The sequence below is a fragment of the Pseudovibrio sp. W64 genome (assembly GCF_001623145.1).
In the GTDB taxonomy this organism is placed as follows: domain Bacteria; phylum Pseudomonadota; class Alphaproteobacteria; order Rhizobiales; family Stappiaceae; genus Pseudovibrio.
In genome coordinates this window covers 1-23,183 of sequence record NZ_LMCI01000047.1, presented here as the reverse complement: position 1 = coordinate 23,183, position 23,183 = coordinate 1, and the positions used below count along the sequence as shown (strand labels likewise).

Below are 23,183 nucleotides of genomic sequence, written 5' to 3'. Positions count from 1 at the left end.
CCTAGTTTTTTCTTGGTCAATCCCAGCGTGCTTCTTCTTCGCGGCGTACAAAGACGACCTGACGTCCATCAGGCAGCAACTGGCTGATTTGATCTGGGCCGCCGTGTTCATCAAACTCAACTAATCCAATGCCACTTGCATTCAGCAAGCGTCGACCATGATGCGTGCCCACAGGTTTGCGCGGAATAACCTTCATGCCGCGCCGTCTGGTGAGCCAGTTCAAGGGAGAGCGAGGCGCATAGAGCCAGCGGTTCAGATGGTCGAGTTTATCAAGCAGTTTGGCCGGGAACTCGTTTTTGATGCCACTGCTGCAGATTTGCCAGATGTCAGGCCCACGAGAATGTCCGCGTAACTCGACATCGTAAACAAAGGAATAGTGCACATCACCAGAAAGGATCGTAAAACGATCTGGCGTTTTGCGGTGGCGGAACACGTTCAAAATGCCATCTGCCGTTCCCGGATGTGCCATCCAGTATTCCGCATCCACCATGAGCGGCTTGCCCATGAACGTGAGCAGCTTCTGCAGCGTTTCGATCAGCTTTACGCCGAAGATCGGAGCTGCTGAGACGAGTAGCACGGCGTCTTTTCCGCGCAGAGATCGTTGTAAATCTGTGACCGCTTCCCAGTCCAGAAGACCCGAGGGTAGATACCCTGCCCGCTCTGATCTCCATCGGCGTGTGCGCGTATCCAACACCAGCAGTGGTGGGTCTAGTTCCCAGTGATAGTCCCAGTTTTCAAAGGCGAAGAGATGCTCCAGAAACTCATCGTAGCTATTTGTGCCGGGCACCGTGACAGCTTGCGTCATCGCTTCAAGTGTTCCACCTGAGAACGCTTCAGGTCGGTTGCCCCACCCCTGATTGAGCATATAGGCACACAAGGCATTGCCAATGATCCGTCGGGAGAACGGATGGCCGTAGGCGGTCTCTTCCCAATCACGGTTGAGGTTCCAGTCATCAGTGACATCGTGGTCATCAAAGATCATCGCAACCGGAAGATGGGCAAACAGGCGGCGCACCTGGCTGAGACCCGCAACAAACTCCTTCAGGATTTTCTGTTCGCTCTCATAGAGCGCTGCTTCTTCTGGTGTCAGTCCTTCGGGTGCATCTGTCTCAACCAGATCCCATAGCGCTGGTGACCAGACAAGGAGGTACATTGCCAAGAATTCAGCAAGTGTGATCAGATGGTTATGGGCGTGATCAGCAGTGAAGATCGGTTTTTCTACGCCACCGAACAAGACAAGCCAGAGCTTTCGGTTCTTTTCCAGACTTGGGAGAAACTTTTCGCGGCGGTAGTAGGTGTCGCCGTGTTGGTAGAAATCTGATGCCTTTGCAGGCACTTTGCTTTCCAAGCCTGCCAGCTGTTCCTCAGTGATGCCGAGTTTTTCGATGAGCCCATGGATAGCTCGCAGCATGGGGCCAGCAACATCATCTGAGTAAATCTGATCGCCACTCATCACGAGGGCAGCTGGCCATTTTTCCTTATCAACTTTGGTGCCCTTCTCAGCTCTGATGTGCTTTGCCAGAAACTGATCGGCTGCGACCAGACCATCGCCGGATTCGTGATGTGGTTTGCGGCAGGACCCGTGCAGGAGCGAGGAAACTTTTGAGCTTAGCAGAAAGCCGGGAAGCTCCTGATTTTCATAGCAGAGATCAGGCGCCCATACGGAATGATCCTGCCAACCAGCCTCCTCGTCATCCTCCATACGCAGAGTGAGGCGATAGCTGATCCAAGTATCATGCGGTAAAGGGCTTTGGAGAGGTAGATCGATCAGGAGGTAGTGGAGATGTACCCCTGCTGAGATCAGGTTTACCTCAGTTTGCGCTTTCGTCAGCTCGTAGGTTTGCGGTTCACCACCTTGTGGGAGCAAATCCAGTTTCACATCTGCTGGAGCGCGCACTGCGAGCCAGAATGTTAAACGTGAGGTTTCCAGTCGACGCAAGATCGGGCCAGCTAAAACGGATGGGAGAGAATAGTTTTCAAGCATTCGTTGATATTATTTTTCGCGATATCCAGATGTGAAATTCTTAGATGAGAGATAGGAACGCAAACCGCAAAATCCAATAAGTGTCAGCGACTCCCCTCTCATAAAATCCAACTTACAAAAGATTTCTGAACCTCGCCTGAACCGAACCTGCCTTGACACTAGTTCATAATCGTTCTAGCAAAATCATGTATGCAGGGGAGTCTCACCAAGGAGACTGAGAGGCTGACAGAGCGCAAGCTCGGCGACGCGACCCTTAGAACCTGACCCAGTTGATACTGGCGTAGGAAGCACGGGTCGCGGGGCCTGTTTGAAGGGCCAGTGTAACAACCGCGATCTTAGCAGCAGAAGTTCTTTCTGCCGTTTCCCAGCCAAAACTCATCTGGTGTCTTTTTCGAGTTATGAACTTGAGGAGCACCATTATGACGACGCCGAACCCATCCATCACCACAGGCGCTTTGCCAGCAGCGCGCAAAATCTATGTTCGTGGCAGCTTGCACGAAGACGTGCTTGTGCCCATGCGCGAAATCAGCGTTCACCCGACAGCAGGTGAACCACCGCTGCCAGTCTATGATAGTTCCGGCCCATACACAGACCCAACGGCAACAACGAATATTTCTGAAGGTTTGCCTGCTCTACGGCGCAAGTGGATTGAGGTGCGCGGTGACACTGAGGAGTATGATGGCCGCGAGATTAAACCTGAAGACAATGGTTTTGTGAAAGGCGACCGGCTTGTTCCTGAGTTTCCGGTGAAGCCTCGCCCCTTGCGCGGAAAGGACGGTAAAGCCGTCACCCAGCTGGCTTATGCCCGCGCTGGCATTATCACACCGGAGATGGAGTTTATCGCCATCCGCGAAAACCAGTTGCGGGAAGCGGTTGCAGAAGAGCGGTGTGGCAATGACTGGGGTGCGAGCATTCCAGATTATGTAACACCAGAGTTTGTACGTGATGAAGTGGCAGCTGGCCGCGCGATCATTCCGTCGAACATCAACCACCCTGAGAGTGAGCCGATGATCATCGGGCGGAACTTTCTGGTCAAGATCAACGCCAATATGGGTACATCTGCTGTTACCTCCTCCATGGAAGAGGAAGTCGACAAGATGGTGTGGTCGATCCGCTGGGGCGCTGACACGGTGATGGATCTGTCTACCGGTCGTAACATTCACAACACCCGTGAATGGATCATCCGCAACAGTCCTGTACCGATTGGGACCGTCCCGCTTTATCAGGCACTTGAGAAGGTGAATGGAGTTGCGGAAGATCTGACTTGGGAAATCTTCCGCGACACGTTGATTGAGCAGGCAGAGCAAGGGGTTGATTACTTCACCATCCATGCTGGCGTGCGCCTTCACATGGTGCCGATGACCGTTAATCGCGTGACGGGGATTGTCTCCCGTGGCGGTTCCATCATGGCGAAGTGGTGTCTGCATCATCACAAAGACAGCTTCCTCTATGAGCACTTTGACGAGATCTGCGATATTTGCCGCCAGTACGATGTGGCGTTTTCTCTTGGTGATGGATTGCGTCCGGGTTCCATTGCAGATGCAAATGATGAAGCCCAGTTTGCCGAGTTGGAGACGCTTGGGGAGCTGACCAAGATTGCATGGGCCAAGGATTGTCAGGTGATGATTGAAGGCCCGGGTCATGTGGCCATGCACAAGATCAAAGAGAACATGGATAAGCAGCTGGAATGCTGCCATGAAGCACCGTTTTACACGCTTGGCCCTCTCACCACGGATATCGCGCCCGGATATGATCACATCACCTCCGGCATCGGTGCTGCGATGATCGGGTGGTTTGGCTGCGCCATGCTTTGCTATGTGACACCGAAAGAGCATTTAGGGTTGCCGGACCGGGATGATGTGAAAACCGGTGTGATTACCTATAAGATTGCAGCTCACGCCGCTGATCTTGCGAAAGGATTGCCGGGTGCCCAGCGCCGGGATGATGCCTTGTCCCGTGCACGCTTTGAATTCCGTTGGGAGGATCAGTTCAACCTTTCTCTCGATCCGGATACTGCGCGAGAGTTCCACGATGAAACGTTGCCGAAAGATGCGCATAAAGTGGCTCATTTCTGTTCTATGTGCGGACCGAAGTTCTGCTCTATGCGGATCTCCCATGACATCCGCGCGGAAGCGCAGAAGGAAGGCATGGAGGCTATGGCGGCCAAGTTCCGGGAAGGCGGTAAACTGTATCTGCCACTTGAAGGAACAGAGCAGTGATTACGATTGCAGGAGCTGGCCTTGCGGGGCTGGCTTCCGCCTATGAGCTGGCAAAGCGCGGTGCATCCGTCACTATCTTTGAAAAATCCGCTAAACCGGGCGAAAGCAGTGTCGCACGGTTTGCCGGCGGCATGCTTGCTCCGTTTTGCGAGCGTGAAAGCGCAGAAGAAGACGTTGTTACATGTGGGGTGCAGGCCGCTGATTGGTGGTCTCAGGTAACGCCTGTGACCCGGCACGGAACGCTGGTGGTTACTCCGCCGCGCGATCAGGCCGAGCTGACCCGCTTTGCACGGCGGACCTCACACTTTACCGAGGTGAACGGTCAAGCGATCTCAGAGCTGGAGCCAGCATTGGCTGGACGCTTTGAGCGCGGGCTGTTTTTTAAAGAGGAAGCGCATCTGGATCCACGGCAGGCACTGGCTGATCTGACAGGTGCTGTTCAGGAGCTTGGGGTAGAGATCCAATATGGAAGGACTGCACCTGCGCGGGTCAATCTCAATTGCACAGCAACCGCATCCAGCCTTCCTGACTTGCGGGCTGTGCGCGGTGAGATGGCGATTTTGCATTGTCCTGAGGTTCAGCTTTCCCGTGTCATCCGGCTCTTACACCCACGTATGCCGCTTTATCTGGTGCCGCGGGCTGATGGGTTGTTCATGATTGGCGGGACCATGGTGGAGAGTAACTCAGACCGTCCCCCCACCCTACGATCCCTTACAGAAATGCTGAGCGCAGCCTTTGCCATTCACCCTGCCTTTGCCGAGGCCAGTGTGGTTGAAATTGGAGCGGGATTGCGTCCAGCGTTTCCAGACAACTTGCCTCGACTGGTCGAGCATGACGGGTCTCTCCACCTCAACGGGCTTTACCGCCACGGCTTTTTGCTTGCACCAGCACTGGTACAGCAAGCAGCACAACATCTTTTGAAGGAGGCTTGCGCATGAAGATCATCGTGAATGCGGAACCACGCGAGGTCACCAACGAAACGTTGGAGGATGCTCTTACGGAGCTGGAGTTCACCAGCCCCGCTGTTGCGACGGCTTTGAACGGCCGGTTTGTTCCTCGTGAGGACTACTCTGAGACATCCCTTTCAGAAGGCGATCGACTGGAAGTTCTTGCGCCTATGCAGGGAGGGTAACATGCAGCTTTATGGTACAGACATCAGTTCCCGGCTGTTGCTCGGGACAGCGCAATACCCTTCTCCTGCTGTGCTACAAAAAGCAATTGAGACCAGCAGGGCAGAGATCATCACAGTCTCTTTGCGACGCGAAACCGCTGACGGTTCTGGGGCTGGTTTCTGGGGGCTATTGAAAGATAGTGGCTGCAGAATTCTGCCCAACACCGCTGGGTGCCATAGCGTGCAAGAAGCCGTTGTTACTGCACAGATGGCTCGCGAGTTGTTTGGAACTGACTGGATCAAGCTAGAGGTTATCGGCAACTCAGACACCTTACAGCCCGATGTGTTTGGGTTGGTCGAAGCTGCGAGGCTTCTCTGTGCAGATGGTTTCAAGGTGTTTCCATACACGACTGATGATCTTGTGGTTGGCGAAAAGCTGTTGGAAGCCGGATGCGAACTGCTGATGCCATGGGGGGCTCCCATCGGGTCTGGTCAGGGCCTGCGAAATCCTGAGGCCTTGCGGGCCATGCGAGCGCATTTTCCGGATGTACCCTTGATCGTGGATGCTGGTATTGGGCGTCCCTCTGACGCCACGCGTGCAATGGAGCTTGGCATGAATGCTGTTCTGCTCAATACCGCAGTTGCCAAAGCGGGTGACCCGGTTTTGATGGCGCAGGCTATGGCGCAGGCAATTGACGCAGGGCGGAATGGATACATCGCAGACCCTATGGACCCGCGCGACATGGCGGTTCCCTCTACCCCAACCCTTGGCATGGCGGAGTTGATCTGATGGAACGGTTTTATCTGATTGCCGGAGACGCGGACTGGATTGAAAAGCTTGTCCCTCACGGCGTGAAGCTTGTTCAACTACGGATCAAAGACCAACCTGAACAGGTTATTCGACAGCACATTGCGCAGGCTCGTGATTATTGCCATCAACATGGTGTTCAACTAATCATCAATGACTATTGGGAGCTGGCATTAGAGCTTGGCTGTGATTTCGTTCATCTTGGACAGGAAGACATGGACAGTGCTGACTTTGCTGCACTCCAGAAGGCTGGTGTTTGCTTTGGTCTTTCCACCCATGATGAGGCCGAGTTGGATCGTGCTCTCTCCTTCAAGCCCGAGTATGTCGCTCTGGGCCCGGTCTATCCAACCAAGCTGAAGAAAATGAAGTGGGCTCCACAAGGTTTGGAGCGTGTCAGCCGCTGGAAACAGATGGTTGGCGAGACGCCTCTTGTTGCCATAGGTGGGTTAACGCCGGAGCGACTTGCCGGTGTGTTTGAAGCTGGTGCTGATAGCGCTGCAGTGGTGACAGACATTTTACAGGCACACGATCCGATTGCCCGAACTCAGGAATGGGTGGAGGCTTGTAAGCAATGACACGTTATGACCGCCAGATGCTCTTGCCAGAAGTTGGAACCGCAGGGCAAGAGCGGTTGCTATCCGCTCATGTCCTCGTTGTTGGTGCTGGCGGTTTAGGCTGCCCTGTCCTGCAATATCTTACCGGTGCCGGTGTGGGCGTTATCACCATTGTTGATCCCGATGTGATTGAAGAGAGCAATCTGCATCGACAGCCTTTGTATTCACCGGCAAATGTAGGGGAGAGCAAGGCCTATGCCGCAGCAGCTCGGTTACATGGATACAACCCAGAGGTGGAGCTACACGCCCTTAACATTGCTCTGGAACCTGCGAATGCGGGCGGACTGATTGCTCAGGCAGATATCATCGTGGATGCTGCAGATACGTTTGCAGCCTCTTACACGCTCTCAGATGAGTGCTACCGACAAGGCAAGCCGCTTATCTCAGCCTCTGCGCTTGGAACCTCCGGTTATCTCGGAGGTTTTTGTGGTGGTGCGCCATCACTGCGAGCTGTCTTCCCCTCCCCACCAACCAACTCTGCCAATTGCGCCAGTGCGGGTGTCCTCGGCCCTTCGGTCGGCAGCATCGGAGCCATACAGGCACAAATGACTTTAGCGGTGCTGCTGGACTTTTCTCCCAGCCCATTGGGTCGTCTCACCACAGTGGATTTTAAGGGATTTAAGTTCGGTGGCTTTTCGTTTCTCAACGCCAAAGAACCGGACTGGCATGCACCCTTTATCTCAGTTAGTGAACTGAGGCAGGACGACGTAGTGATTGAGCTTCGAGATGCATTGGAAGCCCCCCAACCTGTCTGCAATACCGCACTGCGCCTTGCCTCCGATGAACTTGGCCAGCACAACTTTAACCCTGCACACCGCATCACCCTTTGCTGCCGCACAGGCCTGCGCGCATGGCGCGGTGCAGAGGCGCTTGCAAAGCAAGGGTATAGGGATGTTGCTCTGATTGCAGATGGGAGCGGCTGAAGAGCCCTTACTGTCTCTCCAAGTTGCAGGTATCTGCGCCGCGCTCAATGAGGTCTGGTACGAACAGCTTTTGGAGATTGATAGGATCCTCACCGCCAATTAAGTCCAGCATGAACTTGCCCAGCGTTTCGCTCGGCTTTGATATCGGGAGATAACATGTTGTAATTGGCGGTGAGAAATACTGCGACACGTTCAGGTCATCTGTCGCAATAACGACAGCATCCCGGCCATGTTCCATACCACGCACCTGAAAGCCTGACAGAACTCCCATTGCGGTTGCTTCATTGGCACAGATGTAGGCAGTCGGCGGCTCATCAAACATGGACATTTCAAAAAGCTGTTCTCGTCCGAAGGCCGGTGTCAGGCGCCCGTAAGCAAGCAGTGAAGGGTCGAATGTCTGGCCCGCCTTTGACAGTGCGGCTTTGTAAGCCTCAATACGGTTTTGAGTATAGTTCAACTCTTCTCTGGCATTGATCATCGCGATGCGGCGATGACCTTTGGAGAGCAAACGCTCAACACAGATCGTCACAATACGGCGGTTATCGGTATCAACAAAGGCATGGGGTGCGCTGGCGTCACTGGTTCCGTAGGTAACAAACGGAAAGTCCTGCTCCTGCATGAAGCTGATGCGCGGATCATTTGCTCTCGTCCCGGAGATGATGATTCCATCGGCTTTTTTGTTTTGAACGATGCGTTTTATAACCTCAAAGCTATCATCAAAACTGGCAACCTGATGCTGCACAACTCTGTAAGGCGTATGCTCAATTGCACGGGATATTCCGCTGATCAGCTGCGTGTAACCAACACCTGCCCATTCGTCATCATCAGGTGATGCAATGACTGTGATCATGGCTATCTGATAGGTCTTGCCAGTCCGGAGTTGAACTCCACTAATGTTAAGTTCGTATCCCAACTCTTTAGCCGCTTGCAGTACTTTGTCACGTGTGCGTGGGCGCACCTGCGGTGAGGCATTTAGTGCTTTCGATACTGTTGCCGTTGAAAGCCCGGTTTCCTTAGCAATTGTTTTGATCGTCGGTCTTTGCGCCATGGGGTACTCAAGCTGGGGTCAGTTGCGCTTTGGAAAGCACATTCTGAAAACGAAGATAAACGGCAGATGTCCAAGCGAAGGCTTTGTCGCGAAGACCGGCTCCAGTCAAGGCATCAAAGTTTTCCGCCATTCCTGAGGCCTCGCAGGTTTTCATGAACCGCTTTGCCAACTCGTGAGCCAGCCGGATTTCGCCTTGCCAGCATAAACCGTCAAAGATCAGTAATGTCGTTGGAGCCCATATTGGCCCACGCCAATACCCATCGGCTTCATAATACGTGCTTTGCGGGTTTTCAGTAGCAGGTCCCCATTCAGTGAGAAAGCCCTGAGTATTGAACCTTTCTATGAGTTTGCCTGCAATCTCTCTTGGCAGATCACTGCCAAGCAGAAGAGGCATAAACTGCGCCAGGCTAGTGTCTGACAAGACCAAGTCTGGCTGAGCAGGTTTGCGGAACTCGAAGGTCTTGCCGTTCCATAACTGGTTTATCATCAGGTCTTTCAGTTGCTTACTGACATAATCATACTTACTCGCGGTATTCGGGTCTTCTGATGTGCGGTAGAGCCGCGCAATGCAGGTGGCTGTCAGGCATAGGAATGTTGGTAGGTCTGGTCCAACGACCGGACCGCCGTGATCGAAGAAACTGGCGTTGTCCCAGCCACTGTCGTTGCCGTGAAAGTAGCTGGGAAGCTCCTGTTCATTTGCGCGTGTATGCGTGAGCCAATAGCTGAGCTGGCGTTCCATCTTGTCTCTGAGATACACGAGCTGCTCTGAGTTAAAGCAATCACGATAGGCTTCAAAGATGTGCAGGAGTGCCCAACCGTGGACGGGTGGTTTTGTGAATGCAAAGGAAGTGCCAGCATCGTGCACAAAATCTGGCAGCAGTCCGCTGTCATCTTGCCAGTCAAAAATTGCAGCGAACTGACTAAATGCCAGATCAGGATCGATACCAGCAAGCCCGATTGCAGAAAAGGCGTTGTCCCAGCTCCAGATATTGATCATGTGGTTCTTGGACATGTAGGTAGACGGATGCGTTAGCACTCCTTCTGCAGGAACAGTATTTGCCCAAAGGAGGTAGGTGGCGAGTTGCTCCGCTTCACTTTGGTCTTGCTTGCCATGCCAGTTGAAAAAGGCTTGCCGAGATATTGCCTGAGCTTCTTCGAAGGACTGTTTCTCGACTTCAGGACAGAGGCGGCGGTGAAGGATTATACCACCTTCAAACTGCTCTCCAGAAAAGATCAGGGAAACGTTGTCTGCATGATCGCGGCGCCAGTTGCCTTCAACAACAGCATTGCCAACTGTTGTGAACGGTGTCAGGCGCAGGTTTTCACCTGCTGCAACGATGCATTGGTCTCCGTTGGGGTGTTGGAAAGCGTAATCATAACGGGAGCCTTCCAAGGCGAACTTCAGTAAGACGCCCTGCCCTTTGATATGTAGCAGTTCTCCCTCACCAATGCAGAAGCTGACATATCCCTGCTTTCTCTCATTTGAGAACAGATCAACATCCAGACGATGTGGAGACAGCGTGAACTGAGGGGTGAGTACTGTGCCATCCTTGCTCAGAAACTCCAGCTTGCACAAGCGGCCCAGGCTTGGTCGTTCATCTCCACCAGCAATATAGCGTAGATAGCAGTGCTGTTCATCATCCCGGCCGCGCATCATGGAGAGCGTTGTAAAACGCTGGTGGCGGGAGAATGGCACCTGGTCGAAGTCAAATAGCGTCATGCCTTATCCTTTCACCGAGGAGCCGATTGAGCCGTCCATGATGTAGCGCTGCGCAAAAAAGAACAGGATCAGCGGCGGGATGCAAAGAACCACAGTAATGGCCGCGATGGACGTGATGTCCGTTTCATGCAGACCTTTGAACATGGAAAGGCCCAGCGTGAGTGTATATTTGGATTGGTCGTTCAGATAGATCAGCGGACCGAGATAGTCGTTCCACGCGTTCATGAAGTGGAACGTGCCAACCAGCACCAGAGCGGGCATCATCAACGGCAGATGAATACGCCAGTAGATTTGCCAGGAGTTGGCACCATCCATGCGGGCGGCTTCGTCAATCTCGATGGGTACAGTCATGATGTACTGGCGCAGCAGGAACACGAAGAACGCATCTGCGAAGTAGGCCGGAACGATCAGTGGTTTGAGCGTGTTGATCCAGCCGAGCATGTTGAACTCCATGTAGAGCGGGATCATTTTCACATCCCACGGGATCATCATGGTGGAGAGCAACAGGACGAAAATAGCGTCACGGCCTCTGAACTTGAAGCGGGCAAAACCGAAGGCTACCAGAGAGCAGGAAAACAATTGCCCGATGGTGGAAAGGATCACCACAATCACAGAATTCTTGAGATAGACATCGAATGGTTGCTTGAACCAAGCGGTGACAAAATTATCCCACATAACCTCATCGGGCCAGAAGACTGGCGGGAACTGATAGAGCTCGCCAATGCTTTTTACTGCCGTGATGAATGTCCAATAGAACGGTATGATGAACATTGCTGAGAGAAACAGCAGGGCGCCATATGTGAGAGCTCTAGTCATCAGCTGCCTCCAAGTTCTTCATCTCCCCTTCGTAGTAAACCCATGCGGAAGATGATTTCAGGACCAACATGGACAGGACAAGAATGATCAGGAACATAACCCATGAGTTTGCAGCAGCAAAACCCATCTCGAAATACTTGAAGGCATTGTCGTAAATGTACATGGCGAAGAAATAGGTGCTCTCCAGTGGTCCACCACCGGTAAGCAACAGCGCAATTGTGAGTTGCTGAAAGGCTGAGATGATCGACGTGATCACAGTGAAAAGCAGCATGGGTGAGAGCATTGGGATGGTAATATAGATAAGTCGTGCCCACGCTGGCACACCAGACATTTTGGCCGCCTCATAAAGTTCTTTTGGGATGGATTGCAGGCCAGTCAGCAATATGAGCATGGTGCCGCCCAGGCCCCAAAGAGATGCAATCACGATAGCCAGCAGCGACCAGTTTGGATCCCCCAACCAATTCGGCCCTTCGATACCTGCCAATCCAAGTAGAAAGTTCAGGATGCCGTATTCGTGGCTGTAGATCCACGCCCAGATGGTTACCAGCGCAACGCCGGAGATTACCGAGGGCAGATAGAAGATCGTTCTAAAGACGCCTGTGCCAAAGACTTTCTGATTGAGCAGTACAGCCAGCAATAATCCAAGGATCACATTAAATGGCACGAAGAACAGACCGAACTTGACGGTAATCCAGAGACTGTCCCAGAACAGCGGATCTTCTGTCAGCATCACCTCGTAATTCTGTAGCCCAACAAATGTACGTTCTCCCACCACAGGCCAGTCATAAAAGCTCATGATGAACGAGAAGATGAGCGGCCCCAATGTGAAGAACAGGAAGCCCAAGATCCAGGGAGAGATGAATAGATATGGTGTTAGCTTTTCGATGAAGCGATGCCGCTCCTCGGATACTTCATCCTGCACGACCAATGTAGACATCTCTCCCTCCCCCAACATTTCTTATTTCAGGTGACGCTTCGAGCGCGCGACAGCACTGTCCAAGTGTTTCTTAGCGTTACCTTTTTCGATCATGGTTGCCTCAATCGCACGTTCAAGATTAGTCTGGATCTTGCTCCAGTTTTTGTGCTTGAGAAACGCGTTGGATTCCCGATCAGAAAGGGCCAGCATTTCAAAAAATGGCTTGTAGATCGGGTCAGCTGTGAGGTTCATCTCTTCAGCGACGCTTGTGCGAATTGGTAAGTCGTTTTCACGCAACTTGACGGCCTCTGGGGAGGCGTAGAATTTAACAAATTCCCAAGCCAGCTCAGGATTTTTCGTCGCCTTCGCGACGGACATAGCAGAGGCGCCGATTGATGAATGAACAGGCTTGTCACCAAACGCAGGTAACATGGCAACGCCATAGTTTATGCCTGCTTTGTCAATGCCCCCCTTGGACCACATAGCACTCTGGAACATGGCCAGTTTGCTACCTTTAAAGAGTGCAGAGCCAGAGATGCTATCACCAATGCCGAGAACCGTTGCCTCTTCGTTTTTCGCCATTTCAGCAAACATGGTCAGCACTTCGACAGCTTCCGGACTGTTCATGTATCCATCAACTGAACTACCATCTTCCGCAATAAAGCGCGTACCGTTGGACCAGAAGAACTGCTCATAGTCATATGGATCTGGCTTGGCTTCCACAGCAAAACCATAGGTCTTACTGCCCTTGTCGCGGAATTGCGCGGCTTTTTCACGCAGATCTGACCAAGTCCATCCTGTTTTTGGCTCGGCAACACCAGCAGCTTCAAACATATCTTTGTTGTAGAAGACGACATGAGTGGTGAAGCCCGCAGGAATGCCGTAGGCCTTGCCTTCTATCCGCGTGGTATTGATTAGGCCCGCAGGAATATCCTCAAGATCCATGCTCTCAGCATCACGCGCCATCAACTCGTCAAGAGGCATCAGAGACTTGTAGTACTTAGGGTAGTTCCACATGTACATGACATCAGGTGGGTTTCCGGCCCCGAATGCTGCAATGAGCTTCTTGTCATAGCCATCACCGTAGGATTCTACCTGCACTTTTACGCCGGGATTTGCAGCTTCAAAACGCTTTGAGATTTCCTGTAAAATAGCGAGGTTCTCGCTGCTGTTCCATGTTGCAAAGCGGAGCACCTCTTCTGCAAATGCAGCACTGGCTCCTCCCAAAGCCATTGAGGTAACTGCTGTCACCATCGCTAATTGTTTCAGACGCTTTTTCATTCCTCTCCTCCTTCTATGCAATGCAAAGTGCTGCAGTCTCCTGACGTTCAATCAATGAACGCGTTTCCCCATCCAACTTGCGTGGATAGGCCTCCCCCTCAGGACTAAAAAGATGGCAGTGCTCTGCTGGAAAATTGAGATGGACCCTGTCGCCCATATTGACCGGATGCGTTCCTCTGGTGACGGCCGTGAGCCCCTGACCAGAGTCCAAACAAACATGAACCTGGCTTTCTGTCCCCAATCGCTCGACCAGTTCCACGTTGCCGCTCATATGAGACTCGGCTTCCTCAACCAGCCCCACATTTTCTGGGCGAATACCAAAAGTGTGAGGCTGGTTGGGGACTTGTTGCACGGGAGCACTTAACTGAAGCGAAATAGAGCCAGAGATGCTTTCTGATGTGAGTACGATACTCATCTCATTGATAGCATTGGCATTTACTTTCATCATGTTCATCTTGGGTGAACCGATGAAACCGGCAACAAACAGGTTTTGCGGAGCATAAAACAACTCAAGCGGTGTACCGAACTGTGCCACTACACCTTTGTTCAGGACAACGACACGACTAGAAAGCGTCATTGCTTCTACCTGATCATGCGTGACGTAAATCATTGTCACACCCAGACGGCGGTGAAGACTGGCAAGTTCCACCCGCATGCTCACTCTGAGACCCGCATCCAGATTGGACAGAGGCTCATCCAAGAGAAATAATTTAGGATCACGGACAATGGCACGCCCAATAGCCACGCGCTGACGCTGACCACCCGAAAGCTGTCTTGGGCGGCGTTTCAAAAGGTCGGAAATTTGCAGAATTCGTGCGGCAGTCTGTACTCGTTCTTCAATCTCCACTTTAGGGACACCATTTAAGGAAAGACCGAAAGACAGGTTCTTGTAGACGTTCATGTGCGGATAGAGCGCGTAGTTCTGAAACACCATCGCAATATCCCGCTTTGCAGGCGGCAACTGCGTTATGTTACGCTCTCCCAACCTGACAGAGCCACCAGACACCTCTTCAAGCCCTGCAATGGAACGCAGGAGCGTCGTCTTTCCGCATCCAGACGGACCAAGGAAGCTGACGAACTCTCCATCCCGGATACTCAGATCGATCCCGGTGAGCACTTCTGTCTTGCTGAAGCTTTTGTAAAGCTGCTTGATATCTACGCCTGCCATGGATCTCCCCCCGAAGCTGAGCAAGGCCACTCAAAATATAAACGTTTAATTTTATATGTAAAGCTACTTTTGTTTTGATCGCCTTACTCACTCAATCGGACTGTCTGACCAGATTACAACTCCAAAGGCCGATATGTGCTCTGCCCCTACATAGATCACCGCCGCTTCCGGCAGCTTCAGATATTTTATTTCATTGGTGAAATTGAACGCAAACTTAAGTTGTCCGCGACACGTAATACGGAGGCCTTCTTGTAGACCTGCATGCAACTCAACGTCCGCCCATTTCACAAGATAAGTTGCTATTTTTTCCTGTAAAGCATCGTCAACGTGTGCCGCTGCATAGATGCATTTCTGATTACCAACCAATGCCGGATGCCCATCGCGATAATCTGACTTGAAGTGTCCTAAGACCTCCTCAGAGGCCTTAATGCTCTCCCGCCAGTTGGTAACATTTCCACGCTCCCCCTCGAAAACAAACTGATCTTGATTGTAACGAGGCAAAGACTCCACCCGAACAACATCAAGGTGGATGAGCTCTTTGAGGCTGCCTGGTGGCAAAGGCTCCGAAACATGCATGTGTTCAGTTTTACTGCCAGAGCGCGGCCCCAGAAAGACCTTGGCGGCTGCCTCATTTAATCGCGAAGTAAATTTCGGATTATCTATGATCATATCCGGGAGGATGATCAGCTTGTAATCACTGAGATCGGAGTGCGGGCCAATGATATCGACATCCGCGCCCATCCTGGAGAGTGTTGCGTACCAATCCATCGCAATTTTCGCGCTGGAGTAGTCAGCTCCCTGAGGCAAGGTACGAGCTGCCCATCGAGATGGATAATCAAGGACAAGCGCAACCTGTGCTTTTGGCTTTTCACCGGCTTCGGGCAGCAGTTTGCACTCGTTCGCAACTTGAGCCACTTCACTAAAAGCCTGATCGGGCTCATTGTTCGGCAAGAGAAGACCTGTATGAAATTGCTCTTGCGCGAATTTTGATTGGCGCCAACGAAAGTAACAGACAACATCAATGCCGTGCGCATAAGCCAGCCACGTCCAAAGGCGGATCATGCCATCCTGAGGAGATTGGTTATGCTTCGCCCAGTTCACAGGTCCGGGTTGCTGCTCCATCACCCAGGCTTTACCTTTGCCAACATAGCGATACAGATCATGATTAAACGCAGGTTGATCTGGCAAACCAACCCGCAGAAGCTTTGCTTTCTCAGCATCTTCCTTCGGCGAGTAGACAAGTGCACCCATGGGGTAGCTGTCCCAAGAGGCAAAGTCGACATCCGCACCAACGGCATAATGATCATAGTCCGCATTGTGGCCCATAAAATTATGCGTGATTGGCGAGCTTCCAACAAATTTTCGAAGGGTATCTACTTGAGCCCGATTGAACTTAACGACCTGATCAGAGGAAAAGCGATAGTAATCCAACAAATGAGTTGGGCTTGGCTCCTCCACCAGATTGTTCGGCAGCTCAATCTGAGAGAATGCGGAGTATTTCATACCCCAGAAGCATGTTCCCCATGCCTCGTTTAGCTGTTCGATTGAGCTATAACGGCGCTCCAACCACTTGCCAAAGGCCCGCTTCGCTGCTGGCGAATAACTATGAATTGTGTCGTGATCCCCGTACTCGTTGTCAATCTGCCAGGCTTTGACATACGGATTCTGACCATATCTTTGAGCAAATGCTTCCGCAATTTTTGTCGCATACTCAAGATAAATTGGGCTTGAAAAGCAGTAGTGACGCCTCGCTCCAAATTTTCGTGTTACTCCGTTTTCATCGACGGGAAGAATTTCTGGATGCTTATCGATGAGCCATTTGGGAGGCGCTGCGGTTGGTGTACACATAACAACATCCAGCCCTGCTTGACCGAGCACGTTGACAGCTCTGTCCAACCAAGCCCAATCGAACTTCCCCTCCTCCGGTTCAACCAAAGCCCACGAAAACTCAGCAATACGTACCCATTTCAACCCAAGCTCAACCATCTGATACGCATCATCAGCCCAAATGGCTTCTGGCCATTGCTCAGGATAATAACAGGTCCCCAACTCCAACATTCAAAACGCCTCAATACAACGACTATTTCTCAAAAAGTGACGCTCAAGGAATCACCCACACTAGAGATATATCAGAGAGCGCCACAAAATATAAACGTTTAATTTAACCGAAGTTGAAAACTATGTGCGAGTCTGTGGGGCTGTTTTTGGGAGTACGCAAAACTGGAGTCTCAAAAGCAAGAATCAGTTGAACGATCGTTCGTCATTCTCCTTGACTGCCACACACGACAGCCGCTCATAAAATTAAAGTCAATTACTTCAATACGTTATCTGTTTTAATGCCGATTTCCAGCTCAAGGCTGTTTCAACGCCTCTTCATCGCATGGTTATTGTCCACTGAATGAAAAGCCTGGTTGAGACGTTCTGTCGCAAGTTTGGCTAAATGGGGAGTTTTCGGCGGTTTTTTGGGGCGTGATGTTTCAGGGCGGGGTTCTAAGTTTTCTTGCTTAACATTAGTCAAGGAGGACAGCGGCCGTTCAATTCACTGTGACCTCGTCTCACCAGCATTGGAGATTGAGAATGTTACAAAATAAGAGACGTGGGTCAGGGTACGCTTTAGCGGCCGGCTTCGCGATGTTGCTTGGTAGTGCAGCTGCACCTGCATTTGCTGAAGGTCCAACACTGAGCGAAGAAGCCTTTGAACGTTCTAAGCAGCTTTATTTTGAGCAGTGCGCAGGCTGTCACGGCGTTTTGCGCAAGGGCGCGACAGGTAAAAACCTTGAGCCGCATTGGAAGAAAAAAGGCAAAGACGGCACCGTCACTGAAGGTGGTACCCTTCAGCTAGGTCAGGAACGCCTTGAGAAGATCATCGCCTGGGGCACAGAAGGCGGCATGAACAACTTCTCGGAAATCCTGAGCGAGCAAGAAATCAAGGACATGGCGACCTACATTATGTTGGATCCGCCAAAACCACCTGAGATGTCACTTGCTCAGATGAGGGAAACCCGCAAGGTTTACGTCGAAGAAAAAGATTACCCAACCAAGCCTATGCATGGCCGCAACTGGGAAAACTTCTTCGTTGTTATCGAGCGTGATGCAGGTAAAGTTGCAGTCATCGACGGCGACACCAAAGAAGTTCTGGTTCATATTCCTACCGGTTATGCAGTGCACGTGATCAAAGCATCCGAGCACCACAAACTGGCAGAGCCTGAGAATCCAGGTCGTTTCTGGTACACCATGGGCCGTGACGGCAAGATGACGAAAATCGACCTCTGGCAGACACCAGATAAGATGCTCGTTTCTGAAGTTACCGTTGCTTATGATGCACGTGACGTTGCCGTATCCGGCGATGGCAAATACATCATTGGTGGTGCTTACTGGCCTCCACACTTCGTGATTTCTGACGCAGTGACCATGGAACCGCTTAAGGTTGTTTCAACCCGCGGCGTGAACGTGGACGGAGATTATGTAGAAGAAAGCCGCGTTGCTGCTATCTACACAACTCCAAATGAGCCTACATGGCTGGTTGCTGTTAAAGAACTTGGCCAGATGTGGCAGGTTGATTATTCCGATATCGACAACCTTCGTATCGACAAAATCGACTCCGCTAAGTTCCTGCATGACGGCTTCTTCGATCCAACAGGCCGTTACTTCCAGATCGCTGCTAATGCATCGAACAAAATGGTTGTTGTCGACACCAAAGAGCGCAAGCTCGAAGCTATGATCGACGTTGCTGCTCTTCCACACCCAGGTCCAGGTGCTAACTGGAACGATCCTAAGTGTGGTCCGGTTGCAGGTACAACCCACCTCGGCGTTGGTACTGTTTCTGTTTGGGCGAACGACCCAGCAGGACGTCCTGATGAAGCTTGGAAGAAGTGTTACGAAGTTGAAACTGACGGCCCAGGCCTGTTCATCCGTACACATCCAGACTCCAAGTACGTATGGGCTGACCAGACCAAACACCCAGATCCTGAAATTCAGCAGGCTGTTCAGGTGATCTCGAAAGAAACCGGTGAGATTGTGAAAACAATCACCATCACCGAAACAGAGGGCAATGCCGCTGTTCACTTCGAGTTCAACGCAGATGGTTCTGAAGTTTGGGTATCCAACTGGAACATGGGCGACTCTCTTGCTCCAAACGGTGAAATCGTTGTTTACGACGCAGAAACCCTTGAAGAGAAAACCCGGATTAAGGGCCTTTACGCTCCAACCGGCAAGTTCAACGTTCACATCCGTTCGAACCACGTTACCTAATGTGATCTAACGATCCTTTTGAGGGGCGGGCACCACGCCCGCCCTTCTTTTTTATCAGCGGTATCGAGACTGCAACGGCTGGACACCAGTCGGAGATGACGGATTTGCTCCCCGTATCTTGAAAGCCGACCGCACACGACCCGACAAGGATGGGTCGACAGAAAATCCAAAACGGAGCCTGGAAATGACCCAGTCCAACGGTACGGAAAAGAAAAAGCCGATCTGGCGCCGGTATTTCCTATGGGGAATGCCGGTTGCTGGCCTCTTGGGGGCTTTTGTCGTCGGCATTATCTTCTGGGGCGGTTTCAACACCGTCATGGAAGCCACAAACACAAAAGAATTCTGCGTCTCGTGCCACGAGATGAATGACTTTGTCTATCAGGAATATCAGGGCACTATCCACGACGTAAACCGGTCAGGCGTTGGTGCAGTTTGCTCAGACTGCCACGTTCCTAAAGACTGGACACATAAGATCATCCGTAAGATCAAGGCATCCAAAGAAGTTTGGGGCAAGCTGGTCGGCACGATCAACACACCAGAGAAATTTGACAAGAAACGTCTGCACCTCGCCAAAAACGAATGGGCGCGGATGAAATCTTCTGACTCTCGTGAATGCCGTAACTGTCATGATTTTGAATCCATGATGCCGGAGTTCCAGAAGCCACGCGCACGTCAGCAGCACCTGAATGCAATGAAAACAGGGCAGACCTGTATCGATTGCCATAAAGGTATTGCGCATAAGAACGTTCGTGACCGCGCATCTGATGAATATCTGGAGATGATTGAAGCTCCTGACCAGAATTACGTTCGCGAGATTCCGAAAGAGTATCTGGAGAGCCTTGCTCGCATTGAAGCCAAAGAAGCTGCTGAAGCTGAGGCTGCAAGCACTGCGAAGAAAGCACAGCAGGAAGCTACACAGGCTCAGATTGCAGCTGCTGTTGACGCAGCCGTTGCTGAAGAACGTGCAAAAGCTGCCGGTGAAGCACCTGCTGCTGATGCAGGCGACACTGTTGGTGCCAACATCGACTGGAGCGGTGTGGACAGCGTAGACATGACACTGTTCTACCCTGGTCAGGCTTCCTTCGAGTTTGTGCAGAACGGCAAGCAGCACGGTGGTGCTCGTCCGCTGACAAAGGGTGGCGACCAGTGCACAACCTGTCATGCGAAAGAGCTGAACAACATTGGCAACAAGATCGTCAAAGGCACTGACAACACCGAGCCGACCCCAATTCCTGGGAAGCGTGGTGTGATCAACGCAACGATGCAGGCTGCTCATGATGATGAGAATGTCTACTTCCGCCTGCAATGGCCAGATACTCCTCATGCACCTGCACCATTTGTTGACGGTGGCAAGATGGATCCTGAAAACCAGATCAAGGTTGCCATGATGATCACCGGCACCGGTATCAAGATGGGTGAACAGGTTGGTTGCTGGGCAACATGCCATGCAGACAACACCTACATGCCGTTTGATCCGGGTCCAGAAGCAATCGCTGCTTCCGGTGATGTTGCTGAGATGCTGCAAGCCAAGAAGTCCATCCAGAAGTACCTGAGTGAGACCCGGACAAAGGTCGAGATCAAAGGTCGTCGTGGTAAGGCTCAAGGTGGTTGGAACAAGCTGAAATCAGCTGAGGAACTCGATCAGCTGCTGGCTGATGGTACCTTCATGGATCTGATGCGCGTCTATGCGGACGGTTCCGCAACCAATGGCTACCTGCTTGAGCGTCGCGTCCAAAACGACGGTGATATCACTGCTTCTGCCAAGCTCTCTGCTGGTATGTGGACTGTGGTCTTCTCCCGTCCGCTGGCAAGCGACAAGCCAGGCGATGTGCCGCTTGAAGCTAGCAAGACCTACACAGTTGGCTTTGCTATCCATGATGACTTCTCAGCTGCACGTTTCCACCACGTGACGTTGAACACCAGTCTGGCACTGGATGACGAAACTGCCCAAATCAATGTGGTAGGGCGCTAAAAAAACACAAAGGGTGGCCGAGTAATTGGCCACCTTTTTTTCTGGAGGCTGGATCCTCCTTTATTCTTTTGCTTTTGCGTATCTTTATCCGAAAACCGGTTTCCATTTTTCAGAGATATGCAGAACTTGCTCTAAGTTTTTCCGAGCGTATCCTTATCAATAATAGTACGTGATTTTTGGATATGCATTTGCAAGGGGGCGCTTCATGTACTCAAGATTTCTTCACTGTTCCGCACTTCTTCTGGGTCTTTTGATGGTGACACCTGCCGTTGCGGCGGATGACAAAGCTGCTGCACTGTGCGCAAAAGCAGAAGCTCGTTATGTCGATATGTTTGGACATCCGGCAGCTGAGGCAGATGGCGTTACAATCGTGAAGATGTACAAGTATCGGTTCTGCCCAGAAAAGCTTTCTGTCCCTGTTGGCACCACCGTACGCTGGGTGAATGTTGACAAGCGGACAAGCCACACCGTTCATTTGAATGAGGCGGGTGAGAAAGAATCCGATCGCTTGTTTCCTGAAGAGGTCTTCGAGTTCACCTTCCTGAGCGCGGGATCGCAGCAATATCTGTGTGGTCCGCATTGGGAAACGCAGAAGATGATCGGCATGGTGACCGTCACACCTTAAAGCAGTTCGCATTTAAGATGAAACACATGAACTGCTTTGCCTTTGTTTTTGCGTGGCTTTGAACCAGCACTGTGATTGCGCTTCAGAGGTACTTTCCCCTAATTCGAGTTTATTCAATGATCAGGCTCCTTGTTGCTCTTGGTTCGGCTGTTCTTTCAGCATCTGCTTGCCTTGCCGACCCTGCCGCTCTTTATCAAAGGCACTGTGTAGAGTGCCACGGTGAGAACCGTTTGGGCCTGATTGGTCCGGCTCTGCTTCCTGAAACTTTGGGGAGTCTGCGCGGCACGGCGTTGCAAGACACAATCAAACGCGGGCGAAACGCAACTGAGATGCCGTCCTTTCAGGATGTCCTGAGCGACCAGGAGATTGATGCACTCAGCGTTTTTCTTAAGACGCCATTGAAGCCTGCACCGACATGGACTATGGAGCAGATTTCCGCGAGCCTGATTGCCAACGATGATTACAAAGCGACTGTGAAGCCTGTCTGGTCTGCCGACCCGATGAACCTGACATTGGTCGTGGAGACGCTGGACCATTCTGTCAGCGTGGTGGATGGCGACAGCTTCGAGGTTCTGACGCGTTTCAAGATTCCGTTCGGGACACGCGGGCAGCCCAAGTTCTCACCTGATGGGCGCTATGTCTACATCATGTCCCGCGATGGCTGGATCCTAAAGTATGACCTTTACGCGTTACAGGAGGTGAGCCGTATTCGTGCCGGGCTGAACAGCCGGAATATTGCTTTGAGCCACGATGGCAAGTGGATTGCCGTGGCGAATTATCTGCCCAACACCTTTGTTATTCTCTCCGCTGATGATTTGAGCCCACAGAAACTAGAGCATGTTCAAGGCAAGGACGGCACACCAAGCCGTGTCTCCGCTGTTTACCTCGCCGCCAAACGCAAGAGCTTTGTGTTGGCGCTGAAGGATGCGCCTTCCATTTGGGAAGTGTTTTATGGCCCCAATCCACCGCATTACGGATTTGCCCATGACTGGCGTGTTGAGGGGCCTGCGCCTAACAAAGACCCGTTCCCTTTGCGCAAGATCACTGTCAAAAGTTTGGTTGAAGATTTCTATCTCGACCCAAGTGATGAATACGTGATGGGTGCTTCCCCCAGTGGCATTGGTGGACAGGTGGTTGATCTGGTTATCGGACACAAGATTGCTGATCTGGACTTGGAAGGTCTGCCACATCTGGGCTCAGGTTCTACCTGGAAGATGGGTGAGCGAACCGTCATGGCCACCCCGCATCTGAGAGAACCGCTGGTCTCCATTGTGGACATGAAGTCATGGGAGACTATCAAACAGATTGAGATGCTCGGCTCCGGCTTCTTCACCCGGACGCACGAGAACTCACCCTATGTCTGGGTAGATGTTTTCTTTGGTCCAGACAAAGACGCGATCCAGGTGATAGACAAGCAGAGCCTTGAGATTGTAAAGACCCTGCGCCCTCAAAAAGGCTCCCGTGCGGCCCATGTGGAGTTCACAGAGGATGGCAAGTACGCCTTGGTTTCTGTCTGGGAAGAGGATGGGGCTGTCATTGTTTATGATGCACAAACGCTGGAAGAAGTGCGGCGTCTGCCCATGAGAAAGCCTCGCGGCAAGTACAACATCGGCAACAGGATTGCAGGTGTTGGATCACCTGAAAACTAAAGATAAACTTATCCCCCTCGTGTTTTCCTCCCATACTCTGAACCTATGCCTACGTAACGGGCTGCTGGCGGAGCGACC

Annotated in this window: 18 protein-coding genes, 1 pseudogene and 1 riboswitch; of the genes and pseudogenes, 11 read left to right on the top strand and 8 right to left on the bottom strand. The window is 51.8% G+C overall.

Annotated elements, in window-relative coordinates:
• Positions 1–16: 16 nt before the first annotated feature.
• Positions 17–1,984, bottom strand: a complete 1,968-nt coding sequence (locus PsW64_RS25745) for a hypothetical protein (RefSeq protein WP_063305472.1) — start codon at positions 1,982–1,984, stop codon at positions 17–19.
• Between the two features lie 183 nt (positions 1,985–2,167).
• Positions 2,168–2,288, top strand: a riboswitch (TPP riboswitch).
• Between the two features lie 115 nt (positions 2,289–2,403).
• Here PsW64_RS25745 and thiC point away from each other — a divergent pair.
• The 6 genes from thiC to PsW64_RS25715 are packed head-to-tail and all read left to right on the top strand — an operon-like array spanning position 2,404 to position 7,659.
• Positions 2,404–4,203: a phosphomethylpyrimidine synthase ThiC gene (gene thiC / locus PsW64_RS25740; RefSeq protein WP_063290932.1), complete on the top strand. Its 1,800-nt coding sequence runs from the start codon at positions 2,404–2,406 to the stop codon at positions 4,201–4,203.
• The gene (locus PsW64_RS25735) at positions 4,200–5,141 is read left to right on the top strand and encodes an FAD-dependent oxidoreductase (RefSeq protein WP_063305471.1); all 942 of its coding nucleotides are present in this window, start codon (positions 4,200–4,202) and stop codon (positions 5,139–5,141) included. Before thiC ends, PsW64_RS25735 begins: the two co-directional genes overlap by 4 nt.
• Positions 5,138–5,335, top strand: a complete 198-nt coding sequence (thiS, locus tag PsW64_RS25730) for a sulfur carrier protein ThiS (RefSeq protein ID WP_063295069.1) — start codon at positions 5,138–5,140, stop codon at positions 5,333–5,335. The genes PsW64_RS25735 and thiS overlap by 4 nt, the downstream gene beginning before the upstream one ends.
• A 1-nt stretch (position 5,336) precedes the next feature.
• Positions 5,337–6,104, top strand: a complete 768-nt coding sequence (locus PsW64_RS25725) for a thiazole synthase (RefSeq protein ID WP_063305470.1) — start codon at positions 5,337–5,339, stop codon at positions 6,102–6,104.
• Positions 6,104–6,697, top strand: a complete 594-nt coding sequence (locus PsW64_RS25720) for a thiamine phosphate synthase (protein WP_063295067.1) — start codon at positions 6,104–6,106, stop codon at positions 6,695–6,697. The genes PsW64_RS25725 and PsW64_RS25720 overlap by 1 nt, the downstream gene beginning before the upstream one ends.
• Positions 6,694–7,659 carry a HesA/MoeB/ThiF family protein gene (locus tag PsW64_RS25715; RefSeq protein ID WP_063295066.1) on the top strand — a complete coding sequence of 322 codons (966 nt, stop codon included), beginning with the start codon at positions 6,694–6,696 and terminating at the stop codon, positions 7,657–7,659. The genes PsW64_RS25720 and PsW64_RS25715 overlap by 4 nt, the downstream gene beginning before the upstream one ends.
• 7 nt (positions 7,660–7,666) lie before the next feature.
• Here the strand turns inward: PsW64_RS25715 and PsW64_RS25710 are convergent, their stop codons facing one another.
• From PsW64_RS25710 to PsW64_RS25680, 7 genes are all read right to left on the bottom strand, one after another.
• Positions 7,667–8,707 (bottom strand): LacI family transcriptional regulator, encoded by a 1,041-nt coding sequence (locus PsW64_RS25710; protein WP_063295065.1) that lies wholly within the window; start codon positions 8,705–8,707, stop codon positions 7,667–7,669.
• Positions 8,708–8,714: 7 nt separating this feature from the next.
• Positions 8,715–10,427: an amylo-alpha-1,6-glucosidase gene (locus PsW64_RS25705; protein ID WP_063305469.1), complete on the bottom strand. Its 1,713-nt coding sequence runs from the start codon at positions 10,425–10,427 to the stop codon at positions 8,715–8,717.
• Positions 10,428–10,430: 3 nt separating this feature from the next.
• A complete protein-coding gene (locus tag PsW64_RS25700; RefSeq protein ID WP_057464118.1) occupies positions 10,431–11,243 on the bottom strand; it encodes a carbohydrate ABC transporter permease in 813 nt (270 codons plus the stop codon).
• Positions 11,236–12,180: a carbohydrate ABC transporter permease gene (locus tag PsW64_RS25695; protein ID WP_063305468.1), complete on the bottom strand. Its 945-nt coding sequence runs from the start codon at positions 12,178–12,180 to the stop codon at positions 11,236–11,238. The genes PsW64_RS25700 and PsW64_RS25695 overlap by 8 nt, the downstream gene beginning before the upstream one ends.
• A 21-nt stretch (positions 12,181–12,201) precedes the next feature.
• Positions 12,202–13,440: an ABC transporter substrate-binding protein gene (locus PsW64_RS25690; protein WP_063305467.1), complete on the bottom strand. Its 1,239-nt coding sequence runs from the start codon at positions 13,438–13,440 to the stop codon at positions 12,202–12,204.
• Positions 13,441–13,453: 13 nt separating this feature from the next.
• The gene (locus PsW64_RS25685) at positions 13,454–14,608 is read right to left on the bottom strand and encodes an ABC transporter ATP-binding protein (RefSeq protein WP_063305466.1); all 1,155 of its coding nucleotides are present in this window, start codon (positions 14,606–14,608) and stop codon (positions 13,454–13,456) included.
• Between the two features lie 87 nt (positions 14,609–14,695).
• Complete coding sequence (locus PsW64_RS25680) at positions 14,696–16,666, bottom strand: beta-galactosidase (protein WP_082831223.1); 1,971 nt, start codon at positions 16,664–16,666, stop codon at positions 14,696–14,698.
• A 519-nt stretch (positions 16,667–17,185) separates the two neighbouring features.
• Between PsW64_RS25680 and PsW64_RS25675 the strand changes: the two genes are divergently transcribed.
• The 5 genes and pseudogenes from PsW64_RS25675 (at position 17,186) to PsW64_RS25660 (ending at position 23,105) form a co-directional block, all read left to right on the top strand.
• Positions 17,186–18,859: a cytochrome D1 domain-containing protein gene (locus PsW64_RS25675; RefSeq protein ID WP_208981039.1), complete on the top strand. Its 1,674-nt coding sequence runs from the start codon at positions 17,186–17,188 to the stop codon at positions 18,857–18,859.
• 265 nt (positions 18,860–19,124) lie between these two features.
• Positions 19,125–19,601 (top strand): annotated as a pseudogene (locus tag PsW64_RS28300) (NapC/NirT family cytochrome c); the annotation flags it as partial.
• Between the two features lie 36 nt (positions 19,602–19,637).
• Positions 19,638–20,831: an ethylbenzene dehydrogenase-related protein gene (locus PsW64_RS28295; RefSeq protein WP_275078098.1), complete on the top strand. Its 1,194-nt coding sequence runs from the start codon at positions 19,638–19,640 to the stop codon at positions 20,829–20,831.
• A 205-nt stretch (positions 20,832–21,036) separates the two neighbouring features.
• The gene (locus PsW64_RS25665; protein WP_063289351.1) at positions 21,037–21,456 is read left to right on the top strand and encodes a cupredoxin domain-containing protein; all 420 of its coding nucleotides are present in this window, start codon (positions 21,037–21,039) and stop codon (positions 21,454–21,456) included.
• A 116-nt stretch (positions 21,457–21,572) separates the two neighbouring features.
• On the top strand, positions 21,573–23,105 hold the full coding sequence (locus PsW64_RS25660; RefSeq protein ID WP_063289350.1) for a nitrite reductase: 1,533 nt from the start codon (positions 21,573–21,575) through the stop codon (positions 23,103–23,105).
• Positions 23,106–23,183 lie beyond the last annotated feature (78 nt).